This is a genomic window from Chelativorans xinjiangensis, assembly GCF_009812055.1.
Classification (GTDB): domain Bacteria; phylum Pseudomonadota; class Alphaproteobacteria; order Rhizobiales; family Rhizobiaceae; genus Chelativorans; species Chelativorans xinjiangense.
Window position 1 is genome coordinate 72,867 of record NZ_WQNH01000011.1, and the last position, 15,689, is coordinate 88,555.

General features: G+C 67.1%; 18 protein-coding genes. 12 read left to right on the top strand and 6 right to left on the bottom strand.

Annotated elements, in window-relative coordinates:
* The first annotated feature begins 8 nt into the window (after window positions 1-8).
* A complete protein-coding gene (locus GM910_RS09975; RefSeq protein ID WP_159587369.1) occupies window positions 9-932 on the top strand; it encodes a LysR family transcriptional regulator in 924 nt (307 codons plus the stop codon).
* A gap of 63 nt (window positions 933-995) precedes the next feature.
* Here GM910_RS09975 and GM910_RS09980 read toward each other — a convergent pair whose 3' ends face one another.
* The 3 genes from GM910_RS09980 to phnF form a co-directional block, all read right to left on the bottom strand.
* Window positions 996-3,128 (bottom strand): xanthine dehydrogenase family protein molybdopterin-binding subunit, encoded by a 2,133-nt coding sequence (locus GM910_RS09980; protein ID WP_159587370.1) that lies wholly within the window; start codon window positions 3,126-3,128, stop codon window positions 996-998.
* On the bottom strand, window positions 3,125-3,619 hold the full coding sequence (locus GM910_RS09985) for a (2Fe-2S)-binding protein (RefSeq protein ID WP_246225948.1): 495 nt from the start codon (window positions 3,617-3,619) through the stop codon (window positions 3,125-3,127). Before GM910_RS09985 ends, GM910_RS09980 begins: the two co-directional genes overlap by 4 nt.
* Before the next feature lie 147 nt (window positions 3,620-3,766).
* Window positions 3,767-4,495 carry a phosphonate metabolism transcriptional regulator PhnF gene (phnF, locus tag GM910_RS09990; protein WP_159587371.1) on the bottom strand — a complete coding sequence of 243 codons (729 nt, stop codon included), beginning with the start codon at window positions 4,493-4,495 and terminating at the stop codon, window positions 3,767-3,769.
* A gap of 185 nt (window positions 4,496-4,680) precedes the next feature.
* Here phnF and phnG point away from each other — a divergent pair, with 185 nt between their 5' ends.
* The 11 genes from phnG to GM910_RS10045 all read left to right on the top strand — a co-directional run bounded on the left by phnG (window position 4,681) and on the right by GM910_RS10045 (window position 13,111).
* On the top strand, window positions 4,681-5,100 hold the full coding sequence (gene phnG, locus GM910_RS09995; RefSeq protein ID WP_159587372.1) for a phosphonate C-P lyase system protein PhnG: 420 nt from the start codon (window positions 4,681-4,683) through the stop codon (window positions 5,098-5,100).
* Window positions 5,097-5,720, top strand: a complete 624-nt coding sequence (phnH, locus tag GM910_RS10000; protein ID WP_246225949.1) for a phosphonate C-P lyase system protein PhnH — start codon at window positions 5,097-5,099, stop codon at window positions 5,718-5,720. The genes phnG and phnH overlap by 4 nt, the downstream gene beginning before the upstream one ends.
* 4 nt (window positions 5,721-5,724) lie before the next feature.
* A complete protein-coding gene (locus GM910_RS10005) occupies window positions 5,725-6,825 on the top strand; it encodes a carbon-phosphorus lyase complex subunit (protein ID WP_159587373.1) in 1,101 nt (366 codons plus the stop codon).
* Window positions 6,822-7,766 carry an alpha-D-ribose 1-methylphosphonate 5-phosphate C-P-lyase PhnJ gene (locus GM910_RS10010; RefSeq protein ID WP_159587374.1) on the top strand — a complete coding sequence of 315 codons (945 nt, stop codon included), beginning with the start codon at window positions 6,822-6,824 and terminating at the stop codon, window positions 7,764-7,766. The genes GM910_RS10005 and GM910_RS10010 overlap by 4 nt, the downstream gene beginning before the upstream one ends.
* Before the next feature lie 50 nt (window positions 7,767-7,816).
* A complete protein-coding gene (gene phnK / locus GM910_RS10015; protein ID WP_425482672.1) occupies window positions 7,817-8,575 on the top strand; it encodes a phosphonate C-P lyase system protein PhnK in 759 nt (252 codons plus the stop codon).
* Window positions 8,576-8,832: 257 nt separating this feature from the next.
* On the top strand, window positions 8,833-9,534 hold the full coding sequence (gene phnL / locus GM910_RS10020; RefSeq protein WP_159587375.1) for a phosphonate C-P lyase system protein PhnL: 702 nt from the start codon (window positions 8,833-8,835) through the stop codon (window positions 9,532-9,534).
* Complete coding sequence (locus GM910_RS10025; protein ID WP_159587376.1) at window positions 9,531-10,679, top strand: alpha-D-ribose 1-methylphosphonate 5-triphosphate diphosphatase; 1,149 nt, start codon at window positions 9,531-9,533, stop codon at window positions 10,677-10,679. The genes phnL and GM910_RS10025 overlap by 4 nt, the downstream gene beginning before the upstream one ends.
* A 13-nt stretch (window positions 10,680-10,692) precedes the next feature.
* Window positions 10,693-11,832 (top strand): alpha-D-ribose 1-methylphosphonate 5-triphosphate diphosphatase, encoded by a 1,140-nt coding sequence (locus GM910_RS10030; RefSeq protein WP_159587377.1) that lies wholly within the window; start codon window positions 10,693-10,695, stop codon window positions 11,830-11,832.
* A complete protein-coding gene (locus tag GM910_RS10035) occupies window positions 11,832-12,365 on the top strand; it encodes a P-loop NTPase family protein (protein ID WP_159587378.1) in 534 nt (177 codons plus the stop codon). Before GM910_RS10030 ends, GM910_RS10035 begins: the two co-directional genes overlap by 1 nt.
* Before the next feature lie 66 nt (window positions 12,366-12,431).
* On the top strand, window positions 12,432-12,671 hold the full coding sequence (locus GM910_RS10040; protein WP_159587379.1) for a FitA-like ribbon-helix-helix domain-containing protein: 240 nt from the start codon (window positions 12,432-12,434) through the stop codon (window positions 12,669-12,671).
* Window positions 12,671-13,111 (top strand): type II toxin-antitoxin system VapC family toxin, encoded by a 441-nt coding sequence (locus tag GM910_RS10045; protein ID WP_159587380.1) that lies wholly within the window; start codon window positions 12,671-12,673, stop codon window positions 13,109-13,111. Before GM910_RS10040 ends, GM910_RS10045 begins: the two co-directional genes overlap by 1 nt.
* Before the next feature lie 105 nt (window positions 13,112-13,216).
* On the opposite strand, the gene GM910_RS10050 is transcribed toward GM910_RS10045, so the two are convergent.
* The 3 genes from GM910_RS10050 to phnE (GM910_RS10060) are packed head-to-tail and all read right to left on the bottom strand — an operon-like array spanning window position 13,217 to window position 15,638.
* A complete protein-coding gene (locus GM910_RS10050) occupies window positions 13,217-13,858 on the bottom strand; it encodes a DapH/DapD/GlmU-related protein (RefSeq protein ID WP_246225953.1) in 642 nt (213 codons plus the stop codon).
* Window positions 13,855-14,715, bottom strand: a complete 861-nt coding sequence (gene phnE, locus GM910_RS10055; protein WP_159587381.1) for a phosphonate ABC transporter, permease protein PhnE — start codon at window positions 14,713-14,715, stop codon at window positions 13,855-13,857. Before phnE (GM910_RS10055) ends, GM910_RS10050 begins: the two co-directional genes overlap by 4 nt.
* A gap of 2 nt (window positions 14,716-14,717) precedes the next feature.
* Complete coding sequence (gene phnE, locus GM910_RS10060) at window positions 14,718-15,638, bottom strand: phosphonate ABC transporter, permease protein PhnE (RefSeq protein WP_159587382.1); 921 nt, start codon at window positions 15,636-15,638, stop codon at window positions 14,718-14,720.
* Between the last annotated feature and the right edge of the window lie 51 nt (window positions 15,639-15,689).

Here is a 15,689-nt window from a genome sequence, read left to right on the forward strand (position 1 = left end):
CAACAATCGTGGCCGACCTCAATCATATCGCGCTCTTTGCCAAGGTGGTCGAAGCGGGCAGCTTCTCGGGTGCGGCGCGGGCGCTCGCCATGCCGAAGGCGACCATCAGCCGTAAGGTGGCGCAGCTTGAGGAGGCGCTCGGCGCACGGTTGCTCCAGCGCACCACCCGGCGCGTCACGCTGACCGCCCTCGGCCGCGCCTATTACGAAGATGCCGCGCGGGGGCTGGCCAGCATCGAGAGGGCGAAGGAGCGGATCGCCGCCTCGCAGGCCGAGCCGGCCGGTACGTTGCGCATTACCGCACCGGTGGGCTTCGGCGCTCGGAAGCTGATGCGTTGGATTGGGGAATTCCTGCAAGCCCACGAAAAAGTTCGCATCGTTCTGAAGCTGACGGACGACCCGATCGACCTCATCGGCAACGGCATAGACCTGGCGTTCCGCACTGGAAAGCTGCCCGATTCCAGCCTGATCACCCGCCGTCTCGGCACGTCGCGGCTCGCCCTGGTGGCAAGCCCCGGCTATCTCGGCCGGCGCGGCTGCCCGCAGCGCATCGAGGATCTCAAGACCCACGACTGCGTCGCCTTCGGCCCCTCGCTCGACAACGAGGTTTGGCGCCTCAAGGGCCCGCGCGGCTGGCGCGAGGTGCCGGTGCATGCGCGCATCGCCGTCGACGGCTCCTATGCCGAAGTGCAGGCCGCCCTTGCCGGCCTCGGCATCGCTCTCCTGCCCCTGGCCCTCATCCGCCATGACATTGAGACCGGCCGTCTCGAGCAAGTGCTTGCCGAATACGGCGTCGACGGCGGCTCGATGAACATCGTCTACCCGAGCAATCGGCACATGTCGGCCGCGCTCCGCGCCTTCCTCGATTTCATCGTCGTGAAAACCAGTTCGCCTTCGGAACAGACGCCCGCGCAAGCCGCGAACAGCGCGTGACCTTGGAGCGGGACCTGTCTTTCGGGCGTCCGCCCACCGCGCTCAGAACGGCGATCGCCGTCGTCAGCTCAACTCCATGGCCGCGATGATGTTGTCGCGGGTGATCGGAAGGCTGCGCACGCGCACGCCGAGCGCATCGAAGACGGCATTGGCGATGGCGCCCGCCACCGGCCCCTGCGCGGCCTCCCCCGCGCCCATCGGCGGCTCTTCGGGGCGCGAGAGGATCTCCACTTCGACCGCCGGCACTTCGGAGAATTTCAGGATCGGATAGTCTTCCCAGTTGTCGCTGGTGATCCGCGTGCGGTCGAAGCGCACGGCCTCCTTGAGCGTCCAGCTTGTCGCCTGTATGGCGCCACCCTCGATCTGGTTCTTGACCCCGTCGGGATTGATCACCTCGCCGACATCGACGGCGAGCACCAGCCGCCGCACGCGAATGTCCTCCTCGCCCTCCACCTCGGCGACGACCGCGCAATAGGCGCCCATGTTCTTGTAGCGGGCAAGCGCCACGCCGTAGCCCGTACCTTCGCCGCCCCGCCGGGAACCCCAGCCGGCACGCCCCGCGGCCGCTTCCAGCACGGCGCGCGCCCGCGGGTTGCCGAGATGGCGCAGGCGAAAGGCCACCGGGTCCTCCCCGCGCTCGGCCGCCAACTCGTCGATGAAGGATTCGATGGCAAAGACGTTGGCGAAGGCGCCGAGCGAGCGCAGCGCGGAGACGCGGACCGGCATGACAAGCAGCCGGTGGGAGACGATGTCCCATGCAGGGAGATCGTAGATCGGCACGGCGTTGCGTTCCGCACCGCCGGCGGGCAGCGGCGGATTGGTGGAGACGACGCGCGGAAAAGGCTCGGCAAGTTCGCTCGCCGCAAGCAGCACGGGGTTCGACCCTCGGCCGGGCCTTGCCGCATGGCCGTTGCTCCACAATTCGTGCCGCCAGCGCAGGATCTCGCCTTCCCCGTCAAGCTCGGCCTCGATCTCCACCGCCATCGCGGCACCGAAGGGCGCGCGCGTCAATTCGTCCTCGCGCGTCCACAGCACGCGCACCGGCCGCCCGTCTGCGGCACGGGCAAGAAGCGCGGCATCGAGCGCCACGTCGTCGGCGCCGTTGTGCCCGTAGCAGCCGGCCCCTTCTGCATGCTCGACGACGACCTCTTCCAGGGGAAGCTTGAGCACGGCCGCAAGCTCCGCCCTGAGATTGTAGATGCCCTGGCTGTGCGTCCAGACATGGACGCCGGACCCGGACCATCGGGCAAGCGCACAGGACGGAGCGATGGAGCCGTGAGCAATGAACGGCCGGCTGTATTGCCGGCGCATACGGCCGGCGGGCGAGCCGGCCCGGGCCGTCTCGCGGCTGTCCACCGTCTTCGTCTCCACCGGCTGGCTCTTCAGCCAGTCCGTCAGCTTCGCCTCGTCGGGAAATTCCTCTCCGCCCCGCCACTCCGCCCCGCTGCGCAAGAGCGCAAGGCAGCGCTCGGCCGCCGCCTCCGTTTCCGCCAGAACACCGACGAAATTGCCGTCGCGCGCGAGAGCGACGAAGCCGGCAACCGTCCGCGCGGCCTCCTCGTTCAGGGCGACAAGCGCTGCACCCCGCGCCTGCGGTCGAAGCACCCGGCCGTGCAGCATCCGCGGCAGCTTCAAGTCGTGAATGTAGCGCGGCCGGCCGAACACCTTGTCGGGTATGTCCACGCGGGCAGCGGAATGGCCCGTATGCCTGCGCGCGGCAGCGGGCTTCGGCGCAGCCTTCCCGCTCGCCGGAACGTCGAGCGACACAAAGCCGGCCAGCTCCCAATAGCTCGTGCGCGCGTTCTCCGGCCCGACGATCGTACCATCCTCCACCGCCAGGGTGCCGGCTTCGACGCCGAGCCGCTCGGCCGCCGCGGCCAGGAACATCGCCCGCGCCTCCGCGCAGGCATGGCGCAGTGCGATGCCGCATTGCTGCACCGAAAGGCTGCCCGAGGTCACGCCCTCGTTCGGGCTTCCCGCGGTGCTCGCCACCTTCAGCTTCACCCGTGCCGGCTCAACGTCGAGCTCGTCGGCGACGATCTGCGTCAGGGCGGTGAGGATGCCCTGGCCGATCTCGACTTTCCCCGGCGAGACCTCGACCGTGCCTTCGGGCTTAAAGCGAAGCCATTGCGCCAGGAGCGGATTGGCCGCCAGGCTACCGGGAAGCGCCTTTCCCTGCTGCGTCGTCGCGCTCATGCAGCCCCCATCTCCCGCGCCGCCTTGAGCACGGCGCGCACCATGCGGTTATGCGCGCCGCAACGGCACAGGTTGCGGTCGAGCACTTCACGAACCTCCGCCTCGCTCGGATCGGCATTGCGCCGAAGCAACGCCGCCGCGCTCATGAGAATGCCCGACACGCAGTAGCCGCACTGCATTGCCTGCTCGTCGATAAACGCCTGCTGCAGGGGATGCGGATGCTCCGGCGTGCCGAGCCCCTCGACCGTCGTCACTTCCTTGCCCGCCGCCGCCCAGAGCGGCGTGTCGCAGGACGGCACCGCGTGCCCGTCGATCAGCACGAAGCAGGCCCCGCAGAGGCCCGCTCCGCAACCGAAGCGCGAACCGGTCAATCCCAGCGTCTCGCGCAGGACGCCAAGGAGCGGCGACGCCGGATCGGCCTCCACGGCCGTCTCGGCGCCATTCACCCGCAGCTTAACGCGCTCCGCCATGGCCTTACTCGTGCCCGACATCTCGGCCACCTCCGCCCGGTTTCCCCACCCGCGTCATGGTATCGTGCCGGATGGTCACATGATAGTCCGACACGCCTGCCTCGGAGATGATCGGCACATTGGGAAATATGGCATCCTGAAGATGCTTAACGCCGCCACGGCTCCTCCCTACCCCGCCAGCATGTCCACCAATATCTGCACACGGCCCGAGGCGAAGCGGGTTTGGCCGAACTCGATGGGGGTGCCGTTGCCGTCGACATTGACGGCATCCAGGCATAGCACGGGGGTCATGCGGGCGACCCGCAGGTGGCGCATCTCATGCGTGTCGGGCAGGCGAGCCGTGATCCTGGTGGATTTGCGCAGGTAATCCTCAACGCCAAGGCGCCGGAACATCGGCGTTACCCCGCGCTCGGCCTCGAAGGCTTCGAAAAGGCCGGGAAAGCGGTCGAGCGGGAAATGGTGGGCGGCGAGGCTCACCGGCTGGCCGTCCACCATACCGACCGTCTCGATGAGGGCCACCGGGGCGCCCGGACGAATGGCGAGCGCCTCCGCCACCGTCTGGTCGGCCGGGATGCTCGCCGACCGCAGGCAAGTGCCCGACGGGGTCTTGGCCTGGCGGCGGACGATCTCGGAGAAGCGGGTGCGCCTGCTCAAGGGGTAGTCGACGATGTCTTCCTGCACGAAGGTGCCGCGCCCCTGCTCGATGCGGATGAGGCCGAGATCCTGCAGCGAGGCGACGGCGCGGCGCACCGTATGGCGATTGACGCCGAAGCGTTGCGCCAGGTCCGCCTCGGTGGGCAGCCGGTCGCCCGGCGCATAGACGTTCTCGTGAATTTCACGGGCGATGGAGTCGGCGATGAACTGCCAGAGGGGCGAACCCGAGGGGCGTGTTGTCATTTCGGCGTCTCCGGTTAAAATCGTCCGTCCTGTCATGTCCCCGTAATGGAGCGGAGGCATAAGGGAGGCGTTCGAGGAATTGATCATAACCTCTGCGATCAAAAAGGTCTAGACGTTTAGATGAATAGGTCTGCGCAATGAATATGCGAGCAAAGGCGGCGCCGCAACCGGCGCGGGCGCGGTGGATGAGCATTCTCGCCCGCGCCACGAGCGGCGAGCTTGAAGCGGCGTGGGAGAGGATCGAGGAGCGCCCGCGCTACGCCGTGCTGCGCCGGCCGGAGACCGGCCTGGTGATGGTGCGCGGGCGGGCCGGCGGCACCGGCGATCCGTTCAACTTCGGCGAGATGACGGTGACGCGCTGCGCGGTGCGGCTCGCCGACGGCACGATGGGCCACTGCTATGCCGCCGGGCGCGACAAGCGCAAAGCGGAGCTGGCGGCGGTGTTCGACGCGCTGATGCAGGGCGCGGGTAGCGCAAGGATCGAGGAGACGGTGATCGCGCCCCTCACCCGGCGGCAGGCGGCGGAGCGGGAACGTGTCAGCCGCAAGGCCGCGGCGACCAAGGTCGACTTCTTCACCATGGTGCGGGGAGACAATCCGGGATGAACGACGGAAACGCAACGCTCGCGGCGCCCGATATGGAAGGGCTGAAGCCGGGCTTCACGGAACCGGTATTCGAGGCGCAAGAGGCCTTCCGCACGGTACTCAACACACTGTCCTACGCGGGACGGGTGCACACGCTGGAAACTGAGCTCGACCCGCCGGCGCCGCTCGATCCGGCGATGGCGGCGATGGCACTGACGCTGTTCGATTTCGATACGCCCGTATGGCTCGACGCCGCCATCGCGGACGGCGCGGCGCCCGACTTCCTGCGCTTCCATTGCGGGGCGCCGCTGGTCGCTGCCGAGGGCGAGGCGCGCTTCGCGGTGGTCGCAAATCTCTCAAAAATGCCGCCGCTCGACCGCTTCGCCATCGGCGAGGACCGGTATCCGGACCGTTCCGCGACACTTCTCATCCAGGTGCCGTCGCTGACGGGCGGCCCCGCCATGACCTGGCGCGGACCGGGCATCGACGGGGCAATCACCGTCGCCATCGCCGGCCTGCCGGCGGATTTTTGGGCGCAGTGGGCGGACAACCACGCGCTTTATCCGTTGGGGGTCGACGTCATCTTCGCCGCCGGCCGGGCGCTGGTCGGCCTGCCGCGCGGCATTCAGGTGGAGGGCTGACGCCATGTATGTTGCAGTCAAGGGCGGCGAGCGCGCCATTCTCAATTCCCACAAGCTCATCGCCGAGACGCGGCGCGGCGACGGCGCGGTGCCCGAGGTCTCGGTGCGGCAGATCGGCGAGCAGTTGGGGCTCGCCGTCGACCGGGTGATGACGGAGGGCTCCGTCTACGACCGGGAACTGGCCGCGCTCGCCATCAAGCAGGCGCAGGGAGACCTTGTGGAGGCGATCTTCCTCCTGCGTGCCTACCGCACGACACTGCCGCGCTTCGCCGTCTCCGAGCCGATCGATACGGCAAAGATGCTGGTGCGGCGGCGGGTCTCGGCAGCCTATAAAGATATTCCGGGCGGGCAGGTGCTGGGCCCGACCTACGATTACACGCACCGCCTGCTCGACTTCGCGCTGGCGGCGGAGGAAGGGGTGGGCCTGCCCGAAGCGCCGGAGGCCGATGCGCCGCTGGACGACGGCATGCCGCATGTGGCCGACATCCTCGACCACGAAGGGCTGATCGAGGAGGAGCAGCCGGACGGCGAAGGCGCCGAGGTGTTCGATCTTACCCGCGAGCCCATGTCCTTCCCCGCTGGGCGCGACCAGCGCCTGCAGAACCTGGCGCGCGGCGACGAGGGTTTTGTCCTGGCGCTCGGCTATTCCACCCAGCGCGGCTACGGCGGCAACCATCCCTTCGCCGGCGAGATCCGCATGGGCGAGGTGGGCGTGGAGATCGTGCCGGAGGAACTGGGCTTTGCCATCGATATCGGCGACGTCGTCATCTCCGAGTGCCACATGATCAACCAGTTCGAGGGCTCGAAGGAGAAGCCGCCGCAGTTCACCCGAGGCTACGGCCTCTCCTTCGGCCACAACGAGCGCAAGGTGATGGCCATGGCGCTGGTCGACCGGGCGCTTCGCGCGCGAGAGATGGGCGAGACGGCAATGTACCCGGCGCAGGACGAGGAATTCGTCCTCTACCACGCCGACAACGTGGAGGCCGCGGGCTTCGTCTCGCACCTCAAGCTGCCGCACTACGTCGACTTCCAGGCCGAGCTGAACCTTATCCGCAAGCTCCGCCAGGAACATCAGGACCGTCTTGAGAAAGAGGCCGCCGAATGAACGCCGTCGTCGAAAAAGCTTCCTGGGACGAGGCCTACAACTTCGCCTATCTCGATGAGCAGACCAAGCGGATGATCCGCCGCGCCCTCCTGAAGGCCGTGGCAATTCCCGGCTATCAGGTGCCCTTCGGCGGCCGCGAGATGCCGCTTGCCTATGGCTGGGGCACCGGCGGCATGCAGGTGACGGCGAGCGTCATCGGGCCCTCCGACACGCTCAAGGTGATCGACCAGGGCGCCGACGACACCACCAACGCCGTCTCCATCCGCCGCTTCTTCAAGCGTGTGGCAGGCGTCGCGACGACGGAGGCGACGGAGGAGGCGAGCGTCATCCAGACGCGCCACCGCATCCCCGAAAAGCCGCTGAAGGAGGGGCAGGTGCTGGTCTACCAGGTGCCGCAGCCCGAGCCCCTGCGCAAGCTGGAGCCGCGCGAGACGGAGACGCGCAAGATGCACGGCTATGCCGAATACGGCCTGATGCACGTGCGGCTCTACGAGGACATCTCCCGCTTCGGCCACATCGCCACCACCTACAGCTATCCGGTGATGGTCAACGGCCGCTACGTGATGTCGCCGTCGCCGATCCCGAAATTCGACAACCCGAAGATGGAGAACAATCCAGCGATCCAGCTCTTCGGCGCGGGGCGGGAAAAGCGCATCTACGCCATCCCGCCCTATACCAGCGTGAAGAGCCTCGATTTCGACGACCACCCGTTCGAGGTGCAGCGCTGGCCGCAGGCCTGTGCGCTATGCGGAGCACGTGACAGCTATCTGGACGAGGTGGTGCTCGACGACAAGGGCGGGCGGATGTTCGTGTGCTCGGACACGCATTTCTGCGCCGACCGCCAGGAAAAGGGGCATCGCGGTCCGATGGCCGCCGACCCCGCCGCCGGAGCCTTCGCCCGATCCTCCGATACGAGCGCACGGAAGGAGGGCGAGCGATGAGCGCACTCATGCTTTCCGAAACCGTCGGCACTCCGGTGCGGCAGCCGCTGATGCGGGCCACCGGCGTCAGCAAGTCCTATGGCGAGACGATCGGCTGTCTGGACGTTTCCTTCACGCTCAATCCAGGCGAGGTGATCGGCATCGTCGGCGAGTCGGGCTCGGGCAAGTCCACCCTCCTCAACGTGCTTTCGGCGCAGCTTTCGCCGGACACTGGCACGGTCGAATACGACCTGCGTCACAAGGGCATGAGCGACATCTTCAGGCTCTCCGAGCCCGATCGCCGGCGGCTGATGCGCACGGACTGGGGTATCGTCCACCAGAACCCGCGCGACGGCCTCAGGATGGACGTCTCGGCCGGCGGCAATGTGGGCGAGCGGCTGATGGCCATCGGCGCCCGCCACTACGGCGAAATCCGCGCCGAGGGGCTCGACTGGCTCGCCAAGGTGGAACTCGACGCCTCGCGCGTCGACGACAAGCCCAAGACCTTCTCCGGCGGCATGCAGCAGCGCCTGCAGATCGCCCGCAACCTGGTGACGCGGCCGCGGCTGATCTTCATGGACGAGCCGACGGGTGGGCTCGACGTCTCGGTGCAGGCGCGGTTGCTCGACCTGTTGCGCGGACTGGTGCGCGAACTCGGCATCGCAGCCATCGTCGTCACCCACGATTTGGCGGTGGTGCGCCTCCTGGCCGACCGCCTGATGGTGATGCGCCACGGCCGGGTGGTCGAGGAAGGGCTCACCGACCAGGTGCTCGACGACCCCCACCACCCCTACACCCAGCTTCTCGTTTCGTCGGTTTTGCAGGTCTAGGAGGTGGATCGGATGGCCGGATATGCCAATGCCCCTTCGCGCCCCCCTCTGTCCTGCCGGACATCTCCCCCACGAGGGGGGAGATCGGCTGTCTCCGACGGTTTCGCCAATTGTCAACATTACAAGACGAGCGCCAGAGGAAACGGCCGGCTAATCTCCCCCCATGTGGGGGAGATGTCCGGCAGGGCAGAGGGGGGCGCGACAGGATGCCGACGTCTCTATTTTGCCGCCCCACTCCAAAGCCGAGGGACCAAGACATGCCACCAATGATCTCCGTTTCCGCCCTCTCCAAGGAATTCGTCCTCCACACCCAGGGCGGCGCCCGCATCCCCGTCTTCCACCAGCTCGACCTCGAGGTGACGGCAGGCGAATGCGTGTGCCTGCACGGGCCGTCGGGCGCCGGCAAATCGACGCTCCTGCGCTCGCTCTACGCCAACTACAAGCCGTCCTCGGGCCACGTGCGGGTAGTGCACGGAAAGGATATCGTCGAGCTTGGCAGCGCCGAGCCCTGGCAGGTCATCGAGGTGCGCCGCCGCACCGTGGGCTATGTCAGCCAGTTCCTGCGCGTCATCCCGCGCGTGCCCGCGCTGGAAGTGGTGGCGGAGCCGGCACGGCTTGCCGGCGTCCCGGACGCGGAGGCGGAGAAGCGGGCACGCACCCTTCTCGGCCGCCTCAATATCCCCGAACGCCTGTGGGACCTGGCGCCGGCCACCTTCTCCGGCGGCGAGCAGCAGCGCGTAAACGTCGCGCGCGGCTTTGCGCTCGATTACCCCATCCTGCTGCTCGACGAGCCGACGGCCTCCCTCGACGCGGCGAACCGGCAGGTGGTGGTCGCACTCATCAAGGAAGCCAAGGCGCGCGGGGCCGCCATCGTCGGCATCTTCCACGACGCGGAGGTGCGCGAGGCCGTGGCGGACCGGCTGTTCGAGGTCGCGGCCTATCGGAGGGATGCGGCGTGAGCGGAGAATTGGTCCTGACCGGCGGGCGCATCGTCCTCGACGACGCGGTGATCGCCGGAACCGTGCAGATCGCCGACGGCTGCATCAGAAACGTCGACATGGGCGGCACGAGCCTGCCCGGCGCCGTCGACCTTGCCGGCGATTATCTTCTGCCCGGCCTCATCGACGTGCACACGGACCATCTGGAAAAGCACGTCTTCCCGCGCGCCCATGTGCGCTGGAACATGATGCGGGCGGTGATGTCTCACGATGCGCAGATCGTCGGCGGCGGCGTGACGACGGTCTTCGATTCGCTGTGCGTCGGGGCCACCGACCGGAACCCCGAGCGGCGCGAGATCCTTGGCCCGATGATCGACGCGCTGGAGTTCGCCGGCACCAACGGCATGCTGCGGGCCGAGCACCTGGTGCATCTGCGTTGCGAGATCACCGACGAGGAGACGCCGGGGCTGGCCGTGGCCAATATCGACCGCGAGATCGTCCGGGTGGTCTCGGTGATGGAGCATGTGCCGGGCAAGCGGCAGAGCCGCGACATCGGCGGCTACGTGGAGCGTCGCATGGCCGAGACCGGCAAGTCGCGCGCCGTCGTGGAACGCGAGATGCGGGTGATGCTTGAGGAGCTGGAGGCCAACTCGGCCGAGGTGCGCGCCGCCGTCATCGCCCTCGCCAGGGACCGCGCCCTGCCGCTCTTCAGCCACGACGACGCCACGCTGGAGCACATCCAGATGGCGCTGGAGGAAGGGATCAGGGTGGCCGAATTCCCGGTGAGCCTAGAGGCGGCGCGCGAGGCGCGCGCCAGGGGCATGCTGACGGTGGCCGGCGCGCCCAACATGCTGCGCGGCGGCTCCCAATCGGGCAACGTGGCGGTCCACGACCTTCTGGCGGAGGGTCTGGTGGACATCCTTGCTTCCGACTACGTGCCGCGCTCCATGATCGACTGCGCCTTCATGGTGGCGGGCGAACGGGCACTCGACATCGACCTGCCCATGGCGGTGCGCATGGTGACGAGCGCGCCGGCGCGCGCCTGCGGGCTGGACGACCGCGGCGAGATCCTGCCAAACCTCAAGGCCGATCTCATCCGCGTTCATCTTGTCGACGATTTTCCCGTGATAAGGTCCGTCTGGCGCAACGGGCGCCACGTCAACTGATTCCAGGTCGAACATGTCAAACCTTGCAGTCGGCAATGCCGCGCTCGTCTTGCGCGACGAAATCATAAAGGGCTCGCTCGATGTGCGGGACGGCATGATCGCCGGTATCGACGCCGGCTCCGGCACACCGCCGCCGGCGGTCGATTTCGAGGGCGACTACCTGCTGCCGGGCTTCATCGAGGTGCATACGGACAACCTGGAAAAGCACCTGCAGCCGCGGCCGGGCGTCATGTGGCCGTCGAGCGCTGCGGCCGTCCTGGCGCATGACGTGCAGATCGCCGGCGCCGGCATCACCACCGTTTTCGACGCCGTCGCCGTCGGCGAATATTCGGCCGCGAGCGCCCGCCGGCAGATGATCGCCAGCACGGTCGAGACCGTTGGCAACCCGGCGGTCAGGGCGGTGCTCAAGGCAGATCACCTGCTGCACCTGCGCTGCGAACTGGCCGACCCCTCCGTGATGGACATCTACGAACCGCTCGCCGACAACCCGCTCGTCCGGCTGGTCTCGCTGATGGACCACACGCCCGGCCAGCGCCAATGGGCCGACCTTTCCAAATGGCGCCAGTTCAACCGTGACAAGAAATGGAGCGACAAGGAGTTCGAGGAGACGGTGGAGCGGCGGCGCGCCGAGCAGGAGAAGCATGTCGGCCGTCACCGCAAGGCCGTTGTCGCGCTCGCCCGCGAACACGGCACGGTGCTCGCCAGCCACGACGACACGACGCCCGAGCATGTCGAGGAGGCGGTGGCAGACGGCATCGCCATCTCCGAGTTCCCCACCACGCTCAAGGCCGCCGACCACGCCCGCGAGCACAGCATGAAAGTGGTGGTGGGCGCGCCCAACATCGTGCGCGGCGGCTCCCACGCGGGCAACGTCTCGGCGATCGAGCTCGCCAAGCGTGGCCTCCTCGACGGCCTGTCGTCGGACTACGTGCCGTCGAGCCTGATGCAGGCGGTGTTCCTGCTCAGCCGGGAAGAGGCAATCGCCCTGCCCGAAGCGGTCGCCACCGTCTCCGCGAGCCCGGCCGGCATGGTCGGGCTCACCGACCGGGGCAGCATCGAGACCGGCAAGCGCGCGGACTTCTCCCGCGTCCGGCTCGTCGACGGCGTTCCCGTGGTGCTCGGCGTCTGGCGCCAGGGCCGGCGCGTGGCCTGATGCAGCGCGTCATGATCGTCGGCGGACCGGGCTCGGGCAAATCGACGCTCGCGCGCCGGCTGGGCGAAGCACTCGGCCTCCCGGTTTTCCACTTCGACCATATCCACTGGAAGCCCGGCTGGACCCCGCGCCCGGAGGAGGAAAAGCTTGCGCTGGTCAAGGAGATCGTCGCCGGCGATGCCTGGGTTCTGGAAGGCGACCATTCCCGCTCCTACGCGCTCAGGATTGCGCGTGCGGAGATGCTCGTCTTCCTCGACATGCCGCGCCGGCTGAGGATGGCGCGGCTCGTGCGCCGCCGGCTCGAATACCACGGCCGCACGCGTCCTGACCTGCCGGAAGGCTGCCCCGAGCAACTGTCGCTTGAATTCCTCCACTGGAGCTGGAACTGGGACCGCGCGCAGCGCCCGAACGTGCTCCGGCTCGCCGAGGAGAGCGCGGCCAAGCTTGCGGTCCATATCCTGCGCTCGCCGGGGGAAGCGCAGCGGTTTGTGGAAGACTTGAAGGCGCTTTCCCTCAAGTCGGCGCAGCTCTAGCCCTCCTTGTTTTAGGGACTCCAAATTGCTATCTTTGCTCTCAATGAGAGCATTGGGAGCACGGCGATGGCCGGTAATTTGCATGTCCGCAATCTGGACGACGATTTAATCGTGAAGCTAAAGATTCGTGCTGCTCGCCACGGCCGTTCGGCAGAAGCGGAGCATCGTGAGATCTTGCGCCAAGCCCTGGAAGCCGAGGTTGAACCTTCCTTTGACGATCTCGCGGCCGAGCTTCGCAGGCTGACCGCGTCTAGAAAGCAGACCCCCTCTGAGACGCTGCTGCGCGAAGAGCGTGACGAGCGCTGATGGAAACGCTCGTCATTGACGCCAGTATCGCCGTAAAATGGGTTGTCAAGGAAGAAGGAACGGAAGCCGCGCTTGGCCTGAGATCAGGATTCCGCTTTCTGGCGCCGGAGCTGCTGGTCGCAGAATGCTCCAATATCCTATGGAAGAAGGTTCAACGTGGCGAGTTGCTGCGCGACGAGGCCGTCATGGCAAGCCGCTTGCTGGAGCGGGCGGGCATTGAGTTCGTACCTATGCGGGGAGTGCTGGAGCAAGCAACGGATCTTGCCATCACGCTCTCGCACCCCGCTTATGATTGGGTCTATCTGGCAATCGCGCGCCAGAAAGAGGCACGCTTCGTCACCGCTGATCAGCGATTGCTTCGTATCGTCTCCGAGCGCGCATCAGACGAACTAACCCGATTGTGCGTTTCGCTTTCCGATGTGCGCAACAGTTCCCGCTAGTTGCGCGCGAAGCTGATCGTTCCAATCCTTGGCGGCGGGCCGCAGCCGTTCGCAAGCGGGCCTGGGCTTTCGGCCCTAGCGTGAAAGCCTGTTGAGGCTCCACGTCTAGGCGTATCTCCCGATAAACGCATCCACCGCGAGCGCCCTGATGTCGGGCAGCGCCGCCCTGAGCTTCTCGCGCGGCCAGTCCCAGTAGGCGATCTTCAGGAGCGCCTCTTCCTGCGCTTTCGTGAAGCGGCGGCGGATGGGCTTTGCGGGGACGCCGCCGACGATGGTGTAGTTCGGCACGTCCTTCGACACGACGGCGCCGGCGCCGACCACCGCGCCCGTGCCGATCGAAACCCCAGGCAGGACCGTGACGCCGTGGCCAATCCACACGTCGTGGCCGATGGTCACCCAATGGTCGCGACGCCACTTAAAGAACTCCGTGTCGTCCTCGCCCAGGCCGTATGCGGCGGCGCGGTAGGTCCAGTGGTGCTGGCTGACGCGCCAGGTGGGGTGATTGCCGGGATTGATGCGGGCGCCGCGGGCGATGGAGCAGAACCTGCCGATGGTGGTCCAGACGATGTGGCAGTCTTCGACGACATAGGAATAGTCGCCCATGGACGACTGCATCATGGTGGTGCCGGCGCCAACCTCCGTCCAGGCGCCGAGATCGCAGTCGACGACGCGGGCGGTCGGATGGACGGCGGGAGTTTCGCCGAGACCTTGCTTGCGGGCCGGGGCCTTCAGGGGCGCTTCGCTCAATGCACGTTCTCCGTCTTGCCGATGATCCGGGCCCTCAATCGGGCGGAGATGGCGTCGATGATATAGACCGTCAGGATGATGAGGAAGATGATCGTCCAGGCCTCCGACCAGCGATAGGCGTTGATGCGGTCCGATAGAAGGAAGCCAATGCCGCCAGCGCCGACGATGCCGAGGATGGTGCCGCTGCGCGTATTGGATTCGAAGTTGTAGAGGGTGATCGAGAGGATCACCGGCATGGCCTGCGGCACGACGGCATAGCGGATCGTTTGCAGCGGCCCGCCGCCCGAAGCTCTGACGCCGTCGACGGGCTTCTTCGAGGTGTTCTCGATCGCCTCGGAGAAGAGCTTGGCGCAGGTGCCGATCTCGGAGACGGCAATCGCCAGGATCCCGGCGAGCGGCCCGAGGCCGAAGGCGCGGATGAAGATCAATGCCAGGATGATCTGCTCCACCGCCCGCAGCGCATCGAAGCCGCGCCGGGCGGTGAGCCGCAGGAAGCCGAAGGGCATGATGTTCTTGGCGCCGAGCAGCGCCAGCGGAAACGCGACGACAGCGCCGATAACGGTGCCCAGGAAGGCCATGGAGACGGTCTCGCCGAGGCCCTGCAGAACCTCCGCCCATTCCCGCCAGCTCTGCCAGATGTGCGGCGGGAACATGAAGGAGAAAATGCGGCCGAGGCGGGTGAGTCCTTCCAGGATGCGCGCCGGAGAGACGTCGAAGGCATAAAGACACCAGCCGGTGAGCGCGGCGAAGAGGACGGCAAGCCCCAAACGCAAGAGCCGGACGCGGAGCGGCTTGGCGAAGGCCGCCGGCGCCAGCGCTTTCGCCTCGGCAATCGTTGCAAGCTCGATGTCGGCCATTCTCACACCCCCTTGCCGGTGATGCCGATGATGCGGTGGCGCAGCTTCTCGCTCAGGAAATCGATCAGGATCACCGTGGCGAAGATGATGACGAACAGCGCCGAGAGATCGGTATATTCCTGCAGCGACATGGCAGTCCGGATCTCCTGCCCCAGCCCGCCGGCGCCGACGAAGCCGATGATGGAGGAGGCGCGCACGTTGATCTCGAAGCGCAGGAGCGTGTAGCTGATGATGTTGGGGATCACCTGCGGCACGACACCGTAGCGGATCTGCTGGAACCAGCTGCCGCCGGCGGCCTTCACGCCCTCCACGGGCCGCATATCGACGTTCTCGTTGGCCTCCGAATAGAGCTTGCCGAGCGAGCCCGTGGCGTGCAGCCCGATCGCCAGCACGCCGGCGAGCGGGCCGACGCCGAAGCAGAAGACGAAGATCAGCGCCCAGACCAGTTCCGGCACGGTGCGGATGATCTCCAGATAGCGGCGCGTGAGGTTGAGCACAAAGCGGTTGGGCGAAAGGTTGCGCGAGGCGGGAAAGCTCAGGACGAAGGCGCCGACGACGCCGAAGAGGGTCGCCATATAGGCGATGAGGACGGTCTCCAATAGGAGGCGCAGCCAGGTCTGCCAGCGCCAGAACCACTCGGCGAGGTCGGCGCCGAGGCTCTCCCAGCGCAGCACGGGCAGCGTCTTTCCGAGATATTCGCCGAGGCGGGGAAGTCCGGCCCAGATCTTCCACGTGCTGACGCGTTCGCCGGAGGCGAGCGTCACGTCGGTCATGTCGAAGAAGCCGCCCATACGCGCGGTGACGAAGAAGACGATCGCGAAGACCAGGATCGAGACGATCTGTACCCGGAGGGCGCGGGTGCGCGCCTTGGCGTAGTCGAACTCGAACCGGCGGATAGCAGGCGAAGCCTCGATAGCGGCCATGCAGGAACCCGTAGCTGATGGGGCGCCGGAGGAAGCCCGGCGCCCGTCTTC